Origin of the sequence: Microcoleus sp. PH2017_28_MFU_U_A (assembly GCF_020738035.1) — a bacterium.
GTDB lineage: Bacteria > Cyanobacteriota > Cyanobacteriia > Cyanobacteriales > Microcoleaceae > Microcoleus.
On the sequence record NZ_JAEQCX010000060.1, the window covers coordinates 54969 to 74385 of the forward strand.

General features: G+C 45.9%; 16 protein-coding genes. 12 read left to right on the forward strand and 4 right to left on the reverse strand.

Annotated elements, in window-relative coordinates; genetic code table 11:
- The first annotated feature begins 201 nt into the window (after nt 1-201).
- Together JGK14_RS15530 and JGK14_RS15535 are read left to right on the forward strand one after the other, a co-directional pair.
- Nucleotides 202-1206: a 2-hydroxyacid dehydrogenase gene (locus JGK14_RS15530; protein WP_293218635.1), complete on the forward strand. Its 1005-nt coding sequence runs from the start codon at nt 202-204 to the stop codon at nt 1204-1206.
- Between the two features lie 196 nt (nt 1207-1402).
- Nucleotides 1403-1837 (forward strand): CAAD domain-containing protein, encoded by a 435-nt coding sequence (locus JGK14_RS15535; RefSeq protein ID WP_293197819.1) that lies wholly within the window; start codon nt 1403-1405, stop codon nt 1835-1837.
- Nucleotides 1838-2053: 216 nt separating this feature from the next.
- On the opposite strand, the gene aroA is transcribed toward JGK14_RS15535, so the two are convergent.
- A complete protein-coding gene (gene aroA, locus JGK14_RS15540) occupies nt 2054-3409 on the reverse strand; it encodes a 3-phosphoshikimate 1-carboxyvinyltransferase (protein ID WP_293218637.1) in 1356 nt (451 codons plus the stop codon).
- A gap of 127 nt (nt 3410-3536) precedes the next feature.
- On the opposite strand from aroA, the gene JGK14_RS15545 reads away from it, so the two are divergent.
- Nucleotides 3537-3686 carry a hypothetical protein gene (locus JGK14_RS15545; protein ID WP_293191391.1) on the forward strand — a complete coding sequence of 50 codons (150 nt, stop codon included), beginning with the start codon at nt 3537-3539 and terminating at the stop codon, nt 3684-3686.
- A 166-nt stretch (nt 3687-3852) separates the two neighbouring features.
- A complete protein-coding gene (locus JGK14_RS15550) occupies nt 3853-4356 on the forward strand; it encodes a hypothetical protein (protein ID WP_293183853.1) in 504 nt (167 codons plus the stop codon).
- 145 nt (nt 4357-4501) lie between these two features.
- Here JGK14_RS15550 and JGK14_RS15555 read toward each other — a convergent pair whose 3' ends face one another.
- Nucleotides 4502-4984 (reverse strand): hypothetical protein, encoded by a 483-nt coding sequence (locus JGK14_RS15555; RefSeq protein WP_293191394.1) that lies wholly within the window; start codon nt 4982-4984, stop codon nt 4502-4504.
- A gap of 263 nt (nt 4985-5247) precedes the next feature.
- Here JGK14_RS15555 and JGK14_RS15560 point away from each other — a divergent pair, with 263 nt between their 5' ends.
- The 3 genes from JGK14_RS15560 (at nt 5248) to JGK14_RS15570 (ending at nt 7711) form a co-directional block, all read left to right on the forward strand.
- Nucleotides 5248-5925: a hypothetical protein gene (locus JGK14_RS15560; protein WP_293183857.1), complete on the forward strand. Its 678-nt coding sequence runs from the start codon at nt 5248-5250 to the stop codon at nt 5923-5925.
- Nucleotides 5926-6390: 465 nt separating this feature from the next.
- Nucleotides 6391-6690 (forward strand): putative quinol monooxygenase, encoded by a 300-nt coding sequence (locus tag JGK14_RS15565; protein WP_293207251.1) that lies wholly within the window; start codon nt 6391-6393, stop codon nt 6688-6690.
- A gap of 217 nt (nt 6691-6907) precedes the next feature.
- Nucleotides 6908-7711 (forward strand): MOSC domain-containing protein, encoded by an 804-nt coding sequence (locus JGK14_RS15570; RefSeq protein WP_293218641.1) that lies wholly within the window; start codon nt 6908-6910, stop codon nt 7709-7711.
- 127 nt (nt 7712-7838) lie between these two features.
- Here JGK14_RS15570 and JGK14_RS15575 read toward each other — a convergent pair whose 3' ends face one another.
- The gene (locus JGK14_RS15575) at nt 7839-8708 is read right to left on the reverse strand and encodes a calcium-binding protein (protein ID WP_293183865.1); all 870 of its coding nucleotides are present in this window, start codon (nt 8706-8708) and stop codon (nt 7839-7841) included.
- 241 nt (nt 8709-8949) lie between these two features.
- Entirely contained in the window at nt 8950-10623 is a 1674-nt protein-coding gene (locus tag JGK14_RS15580; RefSeq protein WP_293191400.1) for a methyltransferase domain-containing protein, read from the reverse strand.
- Nucleotides 10624-10673: 50 nt separating this feature from the next.
- Here JGK14_RS15580 and JGK14_RS15585 point away from each other — a divergent pair, with 50 nt between their 5' ends.
- The 5 genes from JGK14_RS15585 (at nt 10674) to JGK14_RS15605 (ending at nt 19283) form a co-directional block, all read left to right on the forward strand.
- Complete coding sequence (locus tag JGK14_RS15585) at nt 10674-10829, forward strand: hypothetical protein (protein ID WP_293201051.1); 156 nt, start codon at nt 10674-10676, stop codon at nt 10827-10829.
- A 165-nt stretch (nt 10830-10994) separates the two neighbouring features.
- On the forward strand, nt 10995-14918 hold the full coding sequence (locus tag JGK14_RS15590; protein WP_325315250.1) for a glycosyltransferase: 3924 nt from the start codon (nt 10995-10997) through the stop codon (nt 14916-14918).
- 126 nt (nt 14919-15044) lie between these two features.
- Nucleotides 15045-15794, forward strand: coding sequence for a peptidylprolyl isomerase (locus JGK14_RS15595; RefSeq protein ID WP_293183871.1), 750 nt, complete (start codon nt 15045-15047; stop codon nt 15792-15794).
- Nucleotides 15791-18805 (forward strand): peptidase domain-containing ABC transporter, encoded by a 3015-nt coding sequence (locus JGK14_RS15600; protein ID WP_293183873.1) that lies wholly within the window; start codon nt 15791-15793, stop codon nt 18803-18805. Before JGK14_RS15595 ends, JGK14_RS15600 begins: the two co-directional genes overlap by 4 nt.
- Before the next feature lie 73 nt (nt 18806-18878).
- Nucleotides 18879-19283: a four helix bundle protein gene (locus JGK14_RS15605; RefSeq protein WP_293183875.1), complete on the forward strand. Its 405-nt coding sequence runs from the start codon at nt 18879-18881 to the stop codon at nt 19281-19283.
- The last annotated feature ends 134 nt before the right edge of the window (nt 19284-19417 follow it).

Below are 19417 nucleotides of genomic sequence, written 5' to 3' on the forward strand. Positions count from 1 at the left end.
CCATAGCTTAAGAAGTTTTTTTGAAAACGTCAGTAGGATTTGTGAGGAGGGCTAAAAATCTGGTTATTTCAGAGATGTTTTCGTTGCAAAACTCCATATTGATCGGGGAAAGTGGGTGGTTTGGGGCAACGGCATTTTAGTAAAATTTAGAGTTAATCTGGAAGGAATCGCCAACTATTACTGGATTTGCAGGCAAACATCATGAAGGTAGCCGTATTCAGCACCAAATCCTACGATCGCACTTTTCTGACAGCAGCCAACGCCGACAAACACGAGTTGGTGTTTTTTGAACCGCGCCTGAACCTGGAAACTAGCGTTCTGACTGCTGGATTTCCGGCAGTCTGCGCCTTCGTTAACGACTCTTTGGACGCAAAAACGCTCCAGGCGATCGCCCAAAATGGTGTTCGGTTGTTGGCTTTGCGATCGGCCGGATTCAATCACGTCGATTTAGCCGCAGCCCGCGATTTAGGCTTAACTCTTCTCCGAGTTCCCGCTTATTCTCCCTACGCCGTCGCCGAACACGCAGTCGCAATGATTTTGTCCCTCAACCGCAAAATCCACCGCGCCTACAACCGAGTCCGCGAAGGGAATTTTGCCCTAGACGGCTTGTTGGGTTTTGACCTCTACGGTAAAACGGTGGGAATCGTCGGAACTGGCAAAATAGGCGCGCTAACTGCCAAAATTCTGCACGGATTCGGCTGTCGCTTGCTGGGATACGATGTTTCCCCAAACCCCGATTGCTTAGCCTTGGGGATGGAATACGTGGCGCTGGCCCAACTGTTCGCCAACTCTGATATTGTCAGCCTCCACTGTCCGCTGATACCAGAAACTTATCATTTAATCGGTGCAGAGGCGATCGGGCAAATGAAACCGGGGATGATGTTGATCAATACCAGTCGCGGTCAGTTGATCGACACTAAAGCTGTTACCAAAGGACTGAAGTCTGGTAGAATTGGCTACCTCGGCTTAGATGTTTACGAACAAGAGACGGATCTGTTTTTTGAGGATTTGTCAAATCAGGTGATTCAAGACGACGTATTTCAGCGCTTGCTGACTTTTCCCAACGTCCTGATTACCGGACATCAAGCTTTTTTCACCGAGGAAGCGTTGCAAAATATCGCTGAAACCACGATCGGCAATATCACCGATTTTGAACAAGGGCGCACTTGTCCCAATCAAATCGACCTCAGGGAAGTGAAAAAATGAGTCAAAAGAGCGATTTGTCAACGGAGGCAATTGTTTAAAATCAACCCATATCGTTATTTTTGCTTGCAATTGGTGAAGCTCTGCCTTAATCTCATCAATTAGCCCCAGCAGCCTGAATGCTTTGCTAATTGCCAGATAATTATATTGGCAGCAACTCAAAGCGTGCAATTTTACTTGACAACGGAGGAATTATCCCATGACCCAAGCTAACTTTTCTGACGACACGCAAACTATCACTGAAGTTGTGACAGTAGACCTAGTGAGTGACCAGCCAGGGGTCATCACTACAATGACCTCAGAAACTCCAGGGAGCCAGTCCCAAGATATTAAAGATCAAATTCTCACAATTTTGTCCGAGCTTCCAGCTTATCTCTCAACCTTTTTTGTTGAATATCAAAAACCTCTGATAACTATTGGTTTAATCCTGGCAGGCGCTATTAGTATTAAGGTAACGCTGGGAGTTTTAGATGCTCTTAATGATGTCCCTTTGGTAGCTCCATTTTTTGAGTTGATTGGTATCGGATATACGGGTTGGTTTGTTTACCGCTATTTGCTCAATGCTACTAGCCGCAAAGAGTTGTTGACGGAAATTGATTCTTTAAAAGAACAAGTTGTCGGTCAAGATTCTTAATTAGACAGTTGACAGTTGACAGTTGACAGTTGACAGTTGACAGCTCGCTTAGAGAAGGGTTGACAGAAGGAAAAGGGAATATTGAGAGCATCTCAGTTTTGCATTTGTATGTAGTGCTGTCCCTGATCGCGAGCGGGGACAGCACTGTAAAAAAATGTTTTTTGAAAAAATGACATACTCCCGGGAATATTTTCCAAATCTTCCCCTCTCCCCCTCTCAATTCGGATGGCAAACTTGTTGCAAAGTGGCGGTAAAGTCGGGGTAGGAAATGGCAGCGGCTTCGGCCCGGTGAATGTTAGTAATACCTGTAGCGTTGAGGGCTGCGATCGCCAAACTCATCGCTATTCTGTGATCGGTGTAGCTGTCAACATCCGCGCCAGTTAAAGGAGTTCCCCCGGTAATTTCCAAACCGTCTGGTAACTCGGTAATTTTGGCTCCCATGCGGTTGAGCTCCGCAGCAGTCACGGCGAGCCGATCGCTCTCTTTGACTCGCAAGTCGGCCGCATCTCGAATGATGGTAGTACCCGACGCAAAGGCTGCGGCTACTGCCAAAATGGGGATTTCGTCAATCAGTCGGGGAATTAAGTCGCCAGCAATGGTGCATCCCCGCAACTGTGGGGAAGAGCGAACCAAGATATCTGCTACCGGTTCCCCCGCAGCATCTCGCTGATTTTGCAGTTCAATGTCCGCCCCCATCATCTCCAAAGCTTCCAAAATACCTGTACGAGTGGGATTGACACCGACATTTTCGACTACGAGTTCGGAACCTGGGACGATCGCCCCAGCAACTAGCCAAAATGCCGCCGAACTAATATCTCCCGGTACAATTACATTCTGTCCTTGCAGTTGCGCTGGGCCACTGACTGTCACGCTACAAGTTTCTGGATCGACGCTCAATTTAGCTCCAAACGCCCGCAGCATCCGCTCGCTGTGATCCCGCGACAGAGAGGGTTCTGTGACTGTAGTATCTCCATGGGCCATCAAACCGGCTAGCAAAATGCAGGATTTAACTTGAGCTGAGGCGATCGGCGAATGGTAGTGAATCCCTTTTAACTGCTGTCCGAGTATCCCTAAAGGAGCTAAAGAATTGCTCTTTCTACCCCAAATTTGCGCGCCCATTTGTTGCAGCGGCTTAATTACGCGTGACATGGGGCGCGATCGCAAAGAACTGTCACCCGTTACCGCATAAAAACGCCCCGGATGAGAGGCTAAAATTCCCAACATCAACCGCATCGTCGTGCCGGAATTACCCGCGTCCAAGACTTCCAGAGGCTCCTGTAACTCACCAATTCCGACGCCCCGGACAGTCACCCGTTCCTCGTTGAGTTCCGAAACGGAGGCTCCCAGAAGGGAGAAACATTTAGCAGTGCTGCGGGGGTCTTCTCCTAGCAGCAGTCCCTCAATTGTAGTTTCACCGCGGGCGATCGCACCCAACATCAAAGCGCGGTGAGAAATCGACTTATCGCCCGGAACTCGAATCCTGCCTCGCAGCGACAAGCCCGAGGCAGGTTTTTGAATGCTTAAAGTTTGACTTTCGCTCTTGGGCGAAGTAGTTATAATGGCAGCTTGCATGAGATAGACTAGGATGGGACGGCGTTAGCTATCCTAACCTTTTCCCAGTCATAAGTCATACCATTTTAGATTTTAGATTTTAAATTTTAGATTGGGGAATGACAGACTGCATAAGGGTTGGGAGCAGGTGGATACAGTTCCATTATTTGCTAAAACTGCGATCGGCTACAGGGGAGAGGAGATGCAACTGTACGGGTTTTACCTGAATTTCACAATTACAGTCCGTATATCTGCTGAGATTTCAGGTTCAGCTCTGAGTTATCGATCGGATAATTGACTTTGGACTGAACAAATTTATATTTCTGACTGCGAATTGTAGATTTTGTATTTTTTTACCAAAAGCTCCGGAATTTAGAGCCCAGATAATCTAAAATCTAAAATCTAAAATCAAAACTCTAAAATCTCAAACTGCCCGAACCACAATAACTCCTACACTTTTATTTATGCTGACGCATCATCGCAAGCCTGTAAGTTTATCGCTAGTATCCACAGATTTACCTTTGTGGTCAGTTGTTGAAACCGCTGGTACCCTGTATCAAAAAGACCGGGATCGCTTTCACTTGTTGTTGCACGAACCAGCAATACTCGATCGGCAATTTTCCGACGCATCTGACACATCTGGCGAGCAAGTTACGATCTTGCCCACAACTACAAAACCCCGGTTGCTGTGGCTGGAAGTTTCGCCCTATCGAGTGATTATGACGATGCAAGGAAACGGCAAGTACAGTTACCGCCACTGCTGGGAACGCGGAATGTACGGCCTGAGCCGTTATTGGCTTCAGGGCGAATCGCTGGCGACTCCCGAACAGTTGCGCCTCCGAAACTTCACCCGCAACTTGACCCTGACAGGCAAGCCGGAACCGGAACACCTGCGGTTAGAATATGAGTTGTGGTCGGAAAAAGTACAACTCGGTTCCTATATTTTGAATCTAGAAATTCATCATTAAATTTGGGAATTGGGCATTGGGCATTGGGCATTGGGAATGGGTAATTAGTCAGAAGTCATTGGTTATGATGTAGGCGATCGCCAAAAACAATAACATCTTGCTGGATATTATAATTGATTTTCTGGTTGTTTTTGTAATTACCTATTTAGCGATCGCTCTTACAATAATTAATGAGTTTTTCAGTCAAAGCGTCTTGATCTTTGGCTGCTTGATTTGCTCGCTGTCCCGCTTGGACAATATCCGCTTTAGCTTTTTTGATTTGCTCTCGACCTTCTATACTTGTAGAAGCCCGATTTCCTGCCTCAAGAGCTTTGCCCATGTCGCCGATTCCTTGACCCATTTCCCCGAAAAATTTAACCGACGGCGCCTGAATTTCTTTGAGGGTTGCATCTGTGATTCGCAAAGCCTCAATTTCTTTAGCTGTCTGGTTCAAATCTTTAGCTAAGTTCTTGCTCGTTGCAGCATCGTAGGTGCCGTTCTTAAAATTGATGAGAGCGTTGCCTTTGGTGACAATTGCAATAAGTTTGGTACACTGGACAGTTCGGTTATCGCCGCTGCAACTAATCGTCAGCGTACAGCAAGCAACAACTACGAACAGGATGGCAATTTGTTTGCGAAAAAAGTACATGAATCCTCGGTTGCAAAAAGTAAATTATGGGATGTTGTAGTAGAGTGTTTCAGTCGATTTTCCATTTTTAGATTTGAGATTTACTCCTCGATCTGAATCTGGGGGCTTTAACTGGGGTCTAAAATTGGGAGCGATCGCTTGACAGGGGTACGTCGAACGGTATCCGTTTTTTGGCAAGGGCGATCGATATATCCACTGTCAAAACACTCCTGCGGCTTTCAGACACGCTCTGCTAAACTAAACTACGTAGCCGTTTAGGAACTATGGTCAAAAACAGCAATAACCTACAGAAGGGCAGCATTTGGGGATATCTTACCCTGCTTTTGCCTATTTGCTTGACGGCGGTTGCCAGTTTCGAGTCGGGAACGATGTTTTGGGCGATCGCCACCACAGCGGGCGTTGCTTGGGCTTACAAGCTTTACCAGCAGCAGCAAAAACACAGACTCGCTCATTTAGACTCGGTTTTCTACAGGTTGATCAAGGAAAATCAAGGGCGAGTTACGGCCTTGGATTTGGCGATGAATGCGAAACTCCCGGGAGAAAAGGTTCAAGAATATCTCGACGAACGGGCTCTTGAGTTTGCCGCCGATTTTCAAGTAACCGAAGAAGGCGGAATTTTGTATTATTTTCAAATAGCCCCCACTGTCACTCAAAGCGAAACACCTAATGTCGCAATAGCTGTTCAAGAGCCTCCCACAAATCGGGAAAAAGCACAAGAGAAAAAACCAAATTTATTTCCGATTGCTCAAACCAAGACTCCTCAAAAGCCCAAAATCTCTTTTACCCAAACAGAACTTTCCCGCAGGTTCAAGGTTCATGCAAGTACGATCGGCAAATGGAAAGTTAAGCCAGAGTTTGCTCAGTGGAGTAGCGAAAAAGACCCGGAGGCGATCGCCTGGGAATATTCTACAGACAACAAGCGATTTTATCCCAAAGATTGATCGGAACAGTTGACAGTTGTTGACAGTTGACAGTTGACAGTTGACAGTTGACAGTTGTTGACAGTTGACAGTTGACAGTTGTTGACAGTTGACAGTTGACAGTTGTTGACAGTTGACAGTTGACAGTTGACAGTTGACAGTTGACAGTTGATAGTTGACAGTTGGAAGAGGGAGAAAGACATAAACAGCAAGCTTTTTAGCGATCCGTATTGTAGATTTAATTAGGTGGACTTACTTGTGGGTTCAAATATACAAAGAAACCGGGTTTATACGAAGTTCTGCGGTTGGTAACGAAGAATTTCGGAATAAAGGGGGTTTTTGAAACTCGATCGCGTCCTGGAAAGATTATGCTCGCTGTTGACCGATCGACCTCTTTTAGGTTAGTTTAAGTAAAATCCTGTTTAATAGAGTTTGCCCGATAAATATCGGTAAATTCGATCGCCATATCTGTTCATTTTTTCTTCTATGTCCACACCAACCTTGCGAGTAATCGCGCGCCTCGTAGCCTTTCCCGACAAAGTAGCAGAACTTAAATCTCTACTTCTGAGCATTATGGAGCCAACTCGCCAAGAAGAAGGCTGCATCAAATACGAACTTATCCAAAATCAAGCCGATCCTACAGATTTTACCTTCCTTGAAGAGTGGGAAAGTGCAGCTTTGCTCGAACAGCATCTCGCCTCAACTCACATTCAAGCCGCAGTGAAGAAATTAGACGGTTTAGCAGTTGCGCTTCCAGATATTCGCCGCTATGAATTGTTAGCTTAATTGGTTTTTAGGTTGAGTTAAATTAATGTCTGCTACATCTTCGATACCCCCTAACAGATAGGTACGTAGTTGGGATGCGAGCCCTCTTTAGACATACATATAAAGAGGGCTGAAGCCCAACTACGTACCTAAATTTCTATGATGGCTACTATAAAACCCCCTTAATAAAGGTGGAAGAAGAGTTAGAGTTAAAATTGTAGCAATTTCCGAGATTTTTATGACAGTAGCAACAATCAAGCAGTTATTTACTTATCCAATTAAAGGGCTAACACCGCAAGCAATGTCGGAGTTTGCTTTAACGAAAGGACATGGTATTAAGGGCGATCGCGCTTTTGCGCTGCTGTTTACAGATTATCTTGAAGGTGCAAAGATGCCCGCCGATAGCGCGTCTTGGATTAGCAAAAAATATTTGGCGGTTCAAAACGATTGGCCTCTGCTAGCAGCTTTGGAATGCCATTATCAACCGGAAACGGCTGTTTTAACAGTCAAGCGTCAAGGAGTTGCAGTGTTGTCAGCAGAAACGAACACAACAGCGGGGCGCGATCGCATCAGCACTTTTTTTACCGACTATCTGGCGGCGACTCAACCAACAAAAGAAGCGAGACACCCGCAGTTTGCACCTTTGCGGTTAATCGGTAACAGTAGTGGGGAAACTCGTTATCCCGATCGAGAACCGGTACATATTTCTCTCCTCAGTCAAGCTACACTCGATCGATTAACCGAAGTCGCCCAGCAAAATATAGATGTGGGCAGATTTCGCCCAAACGTTGTGCTAGAGGGCGTTTCAGCTTGGTCGGAATTTGAGTTAATCGGAAAACAGTTTCAATTAGGTGCAGCACGGATCGAAGTTACAGCACGAATTGGTCGCTGTGTCAACGTAGAAGTAAATCCACAAACGGGCGATCGAGATATTCCCCTACTCAGTTTACTACAACAACAATTCGGTCACGCACAAACAGGAGTTTTAGCCAAAATCATCAACAGCGGTACAGTTAAAATCGGCGATAATTTGAATTCCTAGAAAACCGGGCAGTTGAAACCGCGTCTATACAGACAAAACCTGCCTCCGCAGGTTGAATAAAACCGAGCGATTGAAACCGCCGTCTGATCTTGTGGGGTGGGCATCTTGCCCGCCCCAAATAGGCTGCTCACGCTTCTTCGGAAATCCGCACCTTATTACCAATTAACTTCAGAAAACTCACTCCAAAATGTTGAATTTCCAAAAAATTAGCATAAGCAGGAGTTGACTTATAAACTCTAAAAGTCCGCATAATTCCCAAAGTTGCCGCACTCTCCAGCGGGCCAACAAAGCTAGTATCTCTGTCCAAAAAATGAGACTGCTTAGCCCAGTGAGCCATCTGTTCCGCATTCAAAAAATAGCAACCGGAATGAGGATTCAAAGTCCGCTCAAAAGAGATTGGCTGTTCCATAATTTTCCCTGCCAACTGCGGCTGCTCCTCCACATTTTGAAATTTAGCAGTAGCTCCTGGCACTAAATCACCATCAATATATGCTTTAAAAACAGCACCTTGAGGCGATACTTCATAGCGATTGGGTTGCAACAAATTTCCATGTCCACCATGATGAGTAAACCAATTTAATTTACTAAAAAACCACGGATCGTGGAGAACTAAATCATCTTCCAAATAACAGAAATAATCGTATTTGTTAAGGCAAGAACGCAAAACAGCCTGACACTCAAACCCCAACAGCAGCGGTTCGCATTTGGTAGCGTGGTGCATAAAAGACCTCGGCTGCACAGGTAGTTGAGGCAAAAGGTGATAACCTTGAGTAGTGCAAACAACAATATCGATTTCGTGCTTTTGAGATTGATTTGCTGGGATAGTGGCACATTCGCCAATGTCAATCATGCACTGAGATTTGCCATACAAAGCTTGCAGCGAAGTCACGCAAGCTGTTAAAGCATTGATGCGCGGTTGCGGATCGTTTCGTTGGGAAGCGTGTTTCCCGTCGCCGCTGGGATTGTAGAAGTGAGCAATAGTGAATAGGATTCGCATTTGTGTTTATCAACAATTAAAAATTAAACAATAAAACGGAAGACTGGGCGGTTGAAACCGCGTTTATACAGACAAAACCTGCCTCCGCAGGTTGAAGACTGGACGGTTAAAATTACGTTATTCTCTTGAGTCCGCGGAGGCGGACATCGTTTGTATAGCAGCGGTTTCAACCGCCGTCTTATCCGCCGTCTTGTCCGATCGCAAGCGTATTGCACAAAAACCCCTATAAATCTTACCGCATTCAGTCGGTAAACAACTCAGGCAATCGCGATCGCAACTCAGCGTTTAAACGTGGCAACTCATCTCGCATTTGCAAGTACCAGTCTCGGCGCTCGCGGTAGTGTCCGCACAGCAAGCGGTTGTCGCGCACCCATTCGTAAGCATTCGCGGCTATTTCCTGGCGCATAGAAGTGTCGGAAATCAGCGAATTTAGCTTAGTTTCAAACTCTTTTTCATGTTTGTAAATCAATCCGGTTTCACCTTCTACTATCGAATCTTCGTACACTGTGGGACTCGCCAAAACCGCTACTCCTCGCGCCGCACATTCAATGAATTTTAAGTCAGATTTCATTTCGTTAACCGGGTTGACAACGAGCGGCAGCAAAGCTATATCGCAACTGTACATGATTTCTTGATACCGTTCGTAACTGCAAAAAGATTCAAATTCCTTTTGCTGTATTTCCAAAGATTCAAAAAATCTGCGATCGTGGATAACTTTAACTCGAATCAGGTGTTTGTGTGCAGCTAAAACTCGATTCAGTGCTGCCATAATTGGCTGCCAATCATTCTCGCGGTTGAGCGCGCCAAAAAATATTGTGACGGTATGTTCTGCTGGATAGATTCGCGGCGGAGGTAGATAGGCTAGTTGATTGGGAAATACGGCAACATTATGATTGTAGTGACGCAAAATTTTCGCTAGCGGTTCTGTTGTAGTTTGAACGCAGTGACAGCCGCGATAGCTGAGGTAATTATTGTCTGCGTATTCGCGGCGGCGGACGGGATTGTCGTCAATTTCGGCTACTATTAAATAGTCTTGTTTTAGTAGTTCTTTGAGTTTGGGAATGTAAGCCGGATATTGCATGATTGTCCGTTGCCAGACGAAGACTTTTTCTTCTCCCGGAAACTCGGTAATTAATGCTGCTGTTTTCACTCCCGATACGGTGCGGACACCGGGAATTGTGGCGCTAAATTTGTCCGGTTCCAGAACTCGCACGCGATCGCACCCTGTAGGAGCCATAATAATGGTTTGGATCAGCAGTCTGCGCGGCTGCACGGTCGATTTGGTCGATCGCACAATATAATATTCAGCACCAGTTTCCGTAGCAAAATCGCTGGATTTGAGCTCTAACGCCTTCACCATTGGATGCAGCAATTGCTGGAATTGGGCAAAATTTTCGGTTTTGTGTCCCTTCCCTTGCAATTCATAAACCTGCAATCCGGCTTGAGCAAATAATGATTTAATTCTTTCCAGGGTAAACCAGTGCTGCATCTTGCTGTCGGGATTTTCCCAATGTCCCCGCAACAGATTGACAATGCGCCGCCAGTATTGAACGTTGGGAATTGTGGCGAAAACTTGCCCCTCCGGCTTTAGCAAAGCACTGTACTGCTGTAGTATCTCCCAGGGGTTTTTGAGATAGGGTAGCAAGTCGCCAAAAATCAAGCAATCGACAGTTCCGGGTTCGATGTCGAGACTGGCGATCGCAATTTCTTCAATATCGGCTACCGCCACCCAGTTTAGCCGATCGACTGCAATTTTCGCTTTTTCGCGATCGCATTCAATGCCAATATACTGACAGTGGGGATTGATCAGCTTGTAGTGTTCGCCCCTAGAACCAGTACCGCAGCCAATTTCAACAATGACTTTAGCATCCGGCGGTAGCAGCTTGAAGAGGTCGTGGTTGGCGCGATCGATCACTTTCCCTAAAATTCCTGATTAGTTTGCCGTAAAATAAAGCAGAGCAATCCATGTCAACAGACCAGCAGACGAAGGTTAGCATGGCGATGCCAGTATACAATGGCGATCGGCACATTTGTCAAGCACCAAATTTTCGCGATGCCAACTCTTTCTCTTCCCTCTCTTCTGGCCCTCTGCGTACTCTGCATACTCTGCGGTTCATTTAAATCTTGTTCGCCAATCGTGCAAAGATTGATATACGTTAGCAAATATTCGGCAAAATTATAATTTGCGCTAAACCATACTCTCATGCAAGCTCAATTGAGGCGATCGATCGATTCGGCTGATTCCCCAAAAATAAACACAGCACTGTACTAAATACATTATAAATTATGAATCCTAATTTAGGAATAAACATCGCCGGATACATCAACGGCGAATTTGGCATAGGAGAAGGAGTAAGAGCCAACATCAGAGCCGCAGAAGCCGCCGGAATTCCCTTGGCTATCAACAATTTTACCCGCAGTCCCCACCGTAAAAAAGACACCACATATCAAAACTTTAGCCCAGACAATCCCCATCCGGTAAATCTAATTCAAGTCAACGCTGATGAAGTTAAAACTTTCATCAAAGATAGAGGTTCCAGCTATTTTGAGAATAAATACAATATCGGCTTTTGGGCCTGGGAACTTCCCGGATTTCCTCCCCAATGGCAGCCAGCATTTAATCACTTTCACGAAATCTGGACTTACAGCAATTCTTGTGCAGAAGCAATTTCTCAAGTTTCGCCAATTCCAGTCATCAAAATCATGCCCAGTATTTTTTTACCTGCACCTTCCCTCAGCAGGGAAGAACTGCATTTACCTAAATATAAATTTATTTTTCTGTTTGTCTTCGACTTTTGTAGCCGCATCGAACGCAAAAATCCTTTGGCAGTCATCCAAGCATTTAAAACAGCTTTTGGTGAAGATGACCGCGTATTATTGCTGATCAAATCTTCCAACTCCGACAAAAATCTCAAAGATTTAGAATTGTTGAATTTTGCCATAGATGATTCTGCAAATATCAGACATCAAGACGGGTATTTATCCAAAGATGAAATCAACGGTTTGCTTTACAGTTGCGATTGTTACGTGTCGCTGCACCGCTGCGAAGGATTCGGCTTAACGATGGCTGAAGCGATGTTTTATGGTAAACCTGTAATTGCCACCGGTTATTCATCAAATACAGAATTTATGAATGTTGGGAATAGCTTTTTAGTTAAGTATAAGTTAGTCCCAATCGAGGAAGATTGCGGGCCTTATAAAAAAGGTAATGTTTGGGCCGAACCGGATGTCGGACACGCTGCTGATTTCATGCGATACGTCTTCAAAAATTACCGGGAAGCTGAACAAGTTGGAGTAGTAGCGGCTACGGAAATTCATACTTTTCTCAACCCGCAAGTTACAGGTAGTAAAATTAAACAACGTCTCGAATATATTGCCGAAATTACCGATAATTTTCAAAATTTGCCTCTGTCACGAATGGTCAAAGCAGAGCCTGCAAAAATTTGGGCCCAATTCAATCAAAATTCCTTGTCATTGCGAGGAACGAAGCAATCTCATCCCCAAGCTAAATTCCGAGAGTCAAACCCACAAATTCAATCAAAAGTAGAACTGCGAAGCTGGCAGCCTTTGGTAAGCATTTGCATTCCGACGTACAACGGAGAGGCATTTATTGAGGAAACAATCAAAAGCGCGATCGCCCAAACTTACCCTAATATAGAACTGATTGTATCCGACGACGGCTCCACAGACCGCACAATTGCGATCGCCCAATCCTTCCAATCGCAAACATCCGCCGACTTCCGCATCATCCTGCACCGCAACTACGGCTTATCGCAAAACTGGAACTTCTGCATCCAGCAAGCCAAAGGTGAATACATCAAATTTCTGTTTCAAGACGACTTGCTGGCACCAGAATGTATCGCCAAAATGGTCGCCACCGCCCAACAAAACCCAGACATAGGCATGGTTTTCTCCCCGCGCGGCATCACCATCGCTGAAGATGAATCTCACCCAATTTTGCGGAAAGCTTCCCAATCAATCAAAGATTTGCACAAAAGTTGGTCGAATTTAAAATCTATTCAGCCCGGAAAAGACTTGCTAGCAGATGCTAACTGCTTGAACAACCCCATCAACAAAATTGGCGAACCGAGTACCGTATTAATTGCCGCCCGAGTTTTTGGCGAAATAGGATTGTTTGATTCAGGATTATCTCAGTATGTAGACTTAGATATGTGGTGGCGGATCATGGGAAACTATCACGTCGGGTTTGTAGACGAAAAACTGTCGTCACTGCGGATTCATCCCGAACAACAAACCTGGAAAAACTTCGCTGCTGGGGAAAATCATAAAGATGTCATTAGATTTTACAAGAAACTCCTAAATAGTCCTGATTACAATTTCCTGAATCAACAAATTAAACAGACAATTCGGCAAAAGTTGGCATCGAGAACCCAGCCTAATATATCTGACTTGTCAGCACTGGTTGACAAGTACAAAAAATTGCCATCAAACCAGTCAATTTTGCTCCAAATGCGACAACGCCGCCAACAACTAGCTGAAGCTTGGCTAAATTGTCCCGTTGATAAAATAGAAAGTGCTTACTCGCAAGCAGCGGGGAAAGCTCATAAATTGCTACTAGAGGGCCACCTCAAACATGAAATTTTAACGGAGTCGGAACAAAGTTTTGTCCGCCAGTTATACTCGAAACTTGGCTCAGCAGGGGCAATTGCCGATAAGATGCCCTATTGTCTGGCAGCTATGCTGTACCGCGAGGCTTATCAGTTGCCGTTAGAGTATAAAGATTCAGCGATTCCCCAGTGGTTTTTTGATGATTTTCTGAAATTTCTATTTCAGTCTCCGAATTGTTTTCAACAAACGGGAGAGGTTGAAAGATATTCAGAATATTTCCAGGATTTAATTGAGTATGTTGCTGCGAATATCGCCCGTTTTCCAAATGCGGGAGTTTGGTCTTATGTGGCCGGATTTATTGCGAAGAGTGTTAGCTTCAAAGCTTTGTATTTGAGCGATCCAAATTTGCTGAATGTCTTGAGCCAGCGAGCTGATATTCTGGAATTTTATTTAGAAAAAATTGGCTGTGAAATAAACTGGGATTTTGCTCCAAGAGTATCGAAGCCAATTAAAGTTAGATTGGGAATTTTGCTCGACAAAATTAGTGTGGAATCGGAGACTTGGGCTGCTATTCCGAGTTTTGAATATTTAGATAGAAACAAATTTGAAGTTATCCTGTACTATTTCCAGGTACAAGATGAGAAACTGGCGCAATATTGCGGAAGTTGCGCTGACAAGTTGGTGCAACTTTCGGAAGATTTGCCACAGCAAGTGCAGGAAATTCGATCGCACGATTTAGATATTCTGCTAATTAGCACCAATATCGCCGACACTTCCGGGCCCAGCGCGCTGCTGTGCTTGCACCGACTGGCGCGGGTGCAAATTGCTACCGCTGCATCCACTCCCGCCACTACCGCAGCCCGCAATATCGATTATTTGATTGTCGGAGATTTGACTTTGCCGGCAGATGCACCAGAGTATCGCGAAAAATTAATTACTTTAGAAGGGTCGGGAGTTTGTTTCAGCTATCCTGTAGAGTTAGCCCCTGCCACCGTTGAACCGACTCGCAGCAGTTGGGGAGCCACCGATGAATCTGTAGTGTTCATGTCCTGTGCTCGGGCTCGGACAATTATCCCAGAATTGCGAGAAACTTGGGCAAAAATTATTGCGGGTGTACCGAATTCTATTTTAGTTTTGTATCCCTTTCGATCGCGCACCGAAAACTATCCGACGGTGCCTTTTTACCACCAAATTCGATCGACTTTCGGGGAATTTGGAATTGACAAAAAGCGGGTAGTTGTGATACGAGCGCTATCAAATCGTGCAGATTGCATAAAATGTCTGGAATTGGCTGATATATATTTAGACTCCTATCCATACAGCGATGCCGGCCCCTTTGCTGAACCGCTGTTGGCCGGGTTGCCTGTAGTGGCAAGAAAAGGGCAAAAAACTCGATCGGGACAATTTGCAGCAGTCCTCGAAGAACTACAACTTCCGGAACTGGTAGCACATAGCGAGAACTCTTATATAGAACTGAGTACAGCACTGGGAACCAACCCAGAACTGCGTCGGCGCTATCGGGATCGAATCCAGCAAACAATGGCGGCAAATCCCAAAATTCTCGACAGTCGCGCTTACTCCCATCAAATAGGCAAACTATTTGAAAGGAACCCCGTCTGGATGCAAAGCGTCAAGAAATAGACAGCTATAGCGCTAGGTTTCTTAACGCTCTGCTATCATCGGGAGATTGAGGGGTTAGTGGTTGTCGCTCTTTTCCTGCCACAGCTAGATTAAAAGGGGAAGCGCAAGTCAGTTGGAGATTAAAAAATGACAGGACTTTTTCAAATAGGCGATAAATTACTGCAAGCTCAGGATATGCCATCGCTCCTGAAGCGTTACCAGTTGATGCCCCAATTCTTGCGGGGTGTAATCATCGACCAAGCGATCGCATCCTTTAGTTGCAGCGACGAAGAACGCAAATCCGCCGTCGAGAACTTTCTGGTACAGCACCAACTGACAGCCCCCGACGCCAGAGAAGCTTGGCTGCGGAGTCAAAATATGACAGAAGAAGAACTTCAAGAGATGGCCGTCAGGCCCTTGCTGATCGAAAAATTTAAGCAAGAGACTTGGAGACCTAAAGTAGATAATTATTTTTTAACCCGCAAAGCCAGTCTAGACCACGTAGTCTATTCCCTGGTACGCACCAAAAATCCAGCACTGGCAAACGAACTTTACTTCCGCATCCTGGAAGGGGAACAAACCTTTGCTGAAGTAGCTCGCGACTTCTCGGAAGGCCCAGAGTCAAAGTCGGGCGGCCTGTTGGGCCCAGTACCCCTCAGTCAGCCTCACCCGGCAATTAGTAAACTTTTATCAGTCAGCCAGCCAAATCAACTTTGGACGCCCCGTCCTCTGGCAGAATGGATGGTAATTATTCGACTAGAAAAGTTCATGCCGGCCCAGCTCGACGAATCGATGCGGCTGCACCTGATTAACGAACTCTTTGAAAGCTGGCTCGCCGAACAAATATCGCAAATAGGCCCGCTACAGCCCCTCTCTTCGGTGTCTTCAATATCATGACTTCTTCCGCTGTTTCCCTCTCCCAAATTCAGGATTTCTTAGCTCAAACACCTCCCTTTGACCGACTGTCAGAGACGGATCTAACGGCCTTGGTGGCTAAATGCCAGCTCCTTGGCTACCGGACGGGGCAACCCCTGTTTGAACGCGAAAAAATGCCGACTCAGGTGGCAATTATCTATCAAGGTCAGGCCCGGCTGCTGGGCTTTGACCAACGATCGCAGCGCCACGTCAGTTTGCGGTTGGTGCAGTCAAAGGAAATTCTCGGCTGGGCTGGCTTGCTCAGAGGAGTTCCCTGCGAAACTGCGATCGCCTCTACAGATGTAATCGCGATCGTCCTACCTGCTGAAGATTTCCTGAGTGTACTGGAAAAACAGCCGACATTTGGAGAAGCTTTTCACGCTCACTCTTCCTTGAGCGAAGTGTTTGAACTGTTGAGCCTGGAATTGCAGCGCCAAGCCGACGGCACTTCGGATCTCAAGGAACTAACTCGGCAAGCTTGGGAAGACGCAACAGTTGTCAACGTCCCAAAGGGTAACAAAAAAACTCAAGACCTCGCTAACGAACTAGATGCCGATCGAATTTGGCTAGTCAGCAGCGGCGTCTTGGGCGAGTTTCCCACCGGCAGCCGTTTCTCTGCTGAAAATGCAGCCAAATCCTTAAAAGTAGAAGGCAGCGCCGGTGCCCGCTTGGTAGGCTTCCGGCAACCCTCAGCATCACCATCAGAGCTAGAAGATCCCTTAACTGGCGAGACAGACACAGGAACAGGAGGCTTAGGGAAAAAGCGAGGCATCATTTTTGATGATGTACCCATCGCCCCACCTCGTCCCCCAGAACCCAAAATCGACGCACCAAAGGATGCGGGGAAATATCCAGTTTTCCGCGCCAAAGGGCAAATAGATGCCCCGCTAGCTTGCTTCCAAATGTTGAGCAAGTATTTTGGTATCAAATTTCGTCGGGATATCATCCGCAAAGTTCTAGAAAATCAGTTAAAAACCGCTGGTGTTATCAATCTGCAAGCCTGTGGGGCGATCGCCCAAAGCATCGGCCTGACCCCTCAATTGGCGCAAGTGCCAGCAGATGCGATCAACCGGATCAAAGCTCCGGTCATGATTAAATTCCTAGATAGCTTTGCCATTGTTTACAGCATCACCGAGCAAGAATTGGTACTAGCCAGCCCAGAAAAGGGGCTGATGCGGATGCGGGTACCTCAGTTTAGAGAAGACTGGGGAGAACAGGGAGAAGTCCTGCTGCTGCAAGAGCCGCAAGTCGAACAAAAAGAGCAGTTCAGCTTCTGGTGGTTTGTGCCGGCGCTGATGGAACACAAAACAGTATTTATTGAGGTATTGCTCGCCTCGTTTTTTGTGCAACTATTTGGTCTTGCCAACCCTTTAATCAGCCAAGTAATTATTGATAAAGTATTAGGTCAGCGCAGCATCGACACCTTGGATATTTTGGGTGCGTTTCTGTTAGGTGTTGCCCTATTTGAAGGACTCCTCAACGGTTTGCGTACCTTCTTATTTGTAGATACTTCCAACCGCATTGATGTCAAATTGAGTGCGGAGGTAATCGACCACTTGCTCCGGCTGCCCCAGAGTTATTTTGACAACCGGCGCGTCGGAGATCTGGTCTACAAATTCAGCATGATGGGCCAGATTCGGGAATTCATGACAGGTACCGCTCTGACAGTGGTTCTCGATGCAGTATTTTCGGTGGTTTACGTCGCCGTGATGCTCTCCTACAGTGTGAAACTAACCTTCGTATCTTTGGCAGTTGTCCCGGTACTAGCGCTGATGATTGTTCTGATCAATCCGCTGGTGCTGCGCCTGATCAAACAAAGAAATATGCGTTTTGCTGACTCTCAATCCTATCTAGTGGAAGTAGTCAGCGGAATTCAAACTGTTAAGGCTCAAAATATTGAATTGAAATCCCGCTGGGAGTGGTCTAGCCGTTACGCAAAATATATTACAGCCAGTTTTAAAACAATTCTGACCGGGACTACGGCAGGTACGATTAGTGGTTTTTTAAACCAAGTGGGTAACTTGGCTCAGTTGTGGGTGGGAGCTTATTTGGTACTGAGCAATGACATTACTTTGGGTCAGTTGATTGCTTTCCGAATTATTTCCGGTAACGTGACTGGTTCGCTCCTCAGGTTTGTGAGCGTGTGGCAGAGTTTCCAAGAGGTCTCGATGTCGATCGATATGCTCAAGGATATCATCGACAAACCCACGGAAACCAGCGAGGAAGACCGGAGCAATATCCCGCTGCCGGCAATTCAAGGGCAGGTTACCTATGAAGAGGTTTCCTTCCGATTCCTAGAGAGCGGCGCGCTGCAATTGGCGAATGTGAACTTGGAATTTCCCCAGGGCAGTTTTGTGGGAATTGTGGGGGGAAGCGGTTCCGGTAAGAGTACGGCGATGAAGCTGTTGCAGCGTCTTTATGCCCCGCTTTCGGGCCGGATTTTTATTGACGGCTATGACATTGCCAAGGTGGAATTATATTCGCTCCGCAGTCAGCTTGGCGTGGTACTGCAAGATACTTTGCTGTTTAACTGTACTGTCCAAGAAAATATTGCTCTGAGCAATCCCGATGCGAGTACGGATGAGATTGTACGAGCTGCGAAATTAGCTGTAGCTCACGATTTTATCATGGGCTTGCCCGCTGGTTACAATACGGTGGTGGGAGAACGTGGTGCGTCGCTTTCTGGGGGTCAACGGCAGCGTTTGGCGATCGCCCGGACGATTTTGCAAAACCCGAAACTGCTGATTTTGGACGAAGCTACAAGCGCCTTGGACTACCATTCCGAACGCCAAGTTTGCAACAACTTAGCAGAATCTTTCGCCGGCCGCACGGTGTTTTTCATTACTCACCGCCTGACTACAATCCAAAACGCCGACATAATAATTATGATGGATCAAGGTTCTGTAGTCGAGCGCGGAACTCATAAAGAATTAATGGCTCTGAAAGGGCGTTACTACTGCCTATTCCAACAACAAGAGTCATCGAACACATAATCATGGGGAATGGGGAATAGGTAATAGGTAATAGGTAATAGGTAATGGGTAATAGGTAATAGAGGGTTGGGATATGAGTAGACCGGATTTTGAAGATTTGGATGTTTACAAGTTGGCTGAAAAACTAGCAAATCAGGTTTGGTTTATTGTCAAAGAGTGGGACTTTTTTACGAAAGATACTATGGGGAAACAACTTGTACGTGCAGCCGATAGTGTTTGTGCTAATATTGCAGAAGGACGGGGCAGGTATAATTATCAAGACAATCGGCGTTTTGTGAAGATTGCCAGAGGCTCTTTGTATGAAACAATCAGTTTGTTGAGACTGGCATATGCTAGAAAATTGTTGGGAATAGAACAGGTAAATAAATTCCAACCAATAATTGATGACTTGTCGCCAAAGCTAAATGCTTATCTAAACTCAATAGGTGGTAAGCAAGAAAAAATGATTGATAAAATATCTGATATCGATCGTAAATAAAAAAAACTCCCATTACCAATTCCCAATTCCCATTACCAATTCCCAATTCCCAATTCCCAATTCCCAATTCCCAATTCCCAATTCCCAATTCCCAATTCCCAATTCCCAATTCCCAATTCCCAATTCCCAATTCC

Excerpts from the sequence above, each read along its gene's own strand:
- JGK14_RS15530 (WP_293218635.1), top strand. The coding sequence starts at position 202 with ATGAAGGTAGCCGTATTCAGCACCAAATCCTACGATCGCACTTTTCTG.
- JGK14_RS15585 (WP_293201051.1), top strand. The coding sequence starts at position 10,674 with ATGTCAACAGACCAGCAGACGAAGGTTAGCATGGCGATGCCAGTATAC.
- JGK14_RS15570 (WP_293218641.1), top strand. The coding sequence starts at position 6,908 with ATGACAGTAGCAACAATCAAGCAGTTATTTACTTATCCAATTAAAGGG.
- JGK14_RS15565 (WP_293207251.1), top strand. The coding sequence starts at position 6,391 with ATGTCCACACCAACCTTGCGAGTAATCGCGCGCCTCGTAGCCTTTCCC.
- JGK14_RS15590 (WP_325315250.1), top strand. The coding sequence starts at position 10,995 with ATGAATCCTAATTTAGGAATAAACATCGCCGGATACATCAACGGCGAA.
- JGK14_RS15555 (WP_293191394.1), bottom strand. The coding sequence starts at position 4,984 with ATGTACTTTTTTCGCAAACAAATTGCCATCCTGTTCGTAGTTGTTGCT.
- JGK14_RS15550 (WP_293183853.1), top strand. The coding sequence starts at position 3,853 with ATGCTGACGCATCATCGCAAGCCTGTAAGTTTATCGCTAGTATCCACA.
- JGK14_RS15535 (WP_293197819.1), top strand. The coding sequence starts at position 1,403 with ATGACCCAAGCTAACTTTTCTGACGACACGCAAACTATCACTGAAGTT.
- JGK14_RS15605 (WP_293183875.1), top strand. The coding sequence starts at position 18,879 with ATGAGTAGACCGGATTTTGAAGATTTGGATGTTTACAAGTTGGCTGAA.
- JGK14_RS15575 (WP_293183865.1), bottom strand. The coding sequence starts at position 8,708 with ATGCGAATCCTATTCACTATTGCTCACTTCTACAATCCCAGCGGCGAC.
- JGK14_RS15560 (WP_293183857.1), top strand. The coding sequence starts at position 5,248 with ATGGTCAAAAACAGCAATAACCTACAGAAGGGCAGCATTTGGGGATAT.
- JGK14_RS15600 (WP_293183873.1), top strand. The coding sequence starts at position 15,791 with ATGACTTCTTCCGCTGTTTCCCTCTCCCAAATTCAGGATTTCTTAGCT.
- JGK14_RS15595 (WP_293183871.1), top strand. The coding sequence starts at position 15,045 with ATGACAGGACTTTTTCAAATAGGCGATAAATTACTGCAAGCTCAGGAT.
- aroA (WP_293218637.1), bottom strand. The coding sequence starts at position 3,409 with ATGCAAGCTGCCATTATAACTACTTCGCCCAAGAGCGAAAGTCAAACT.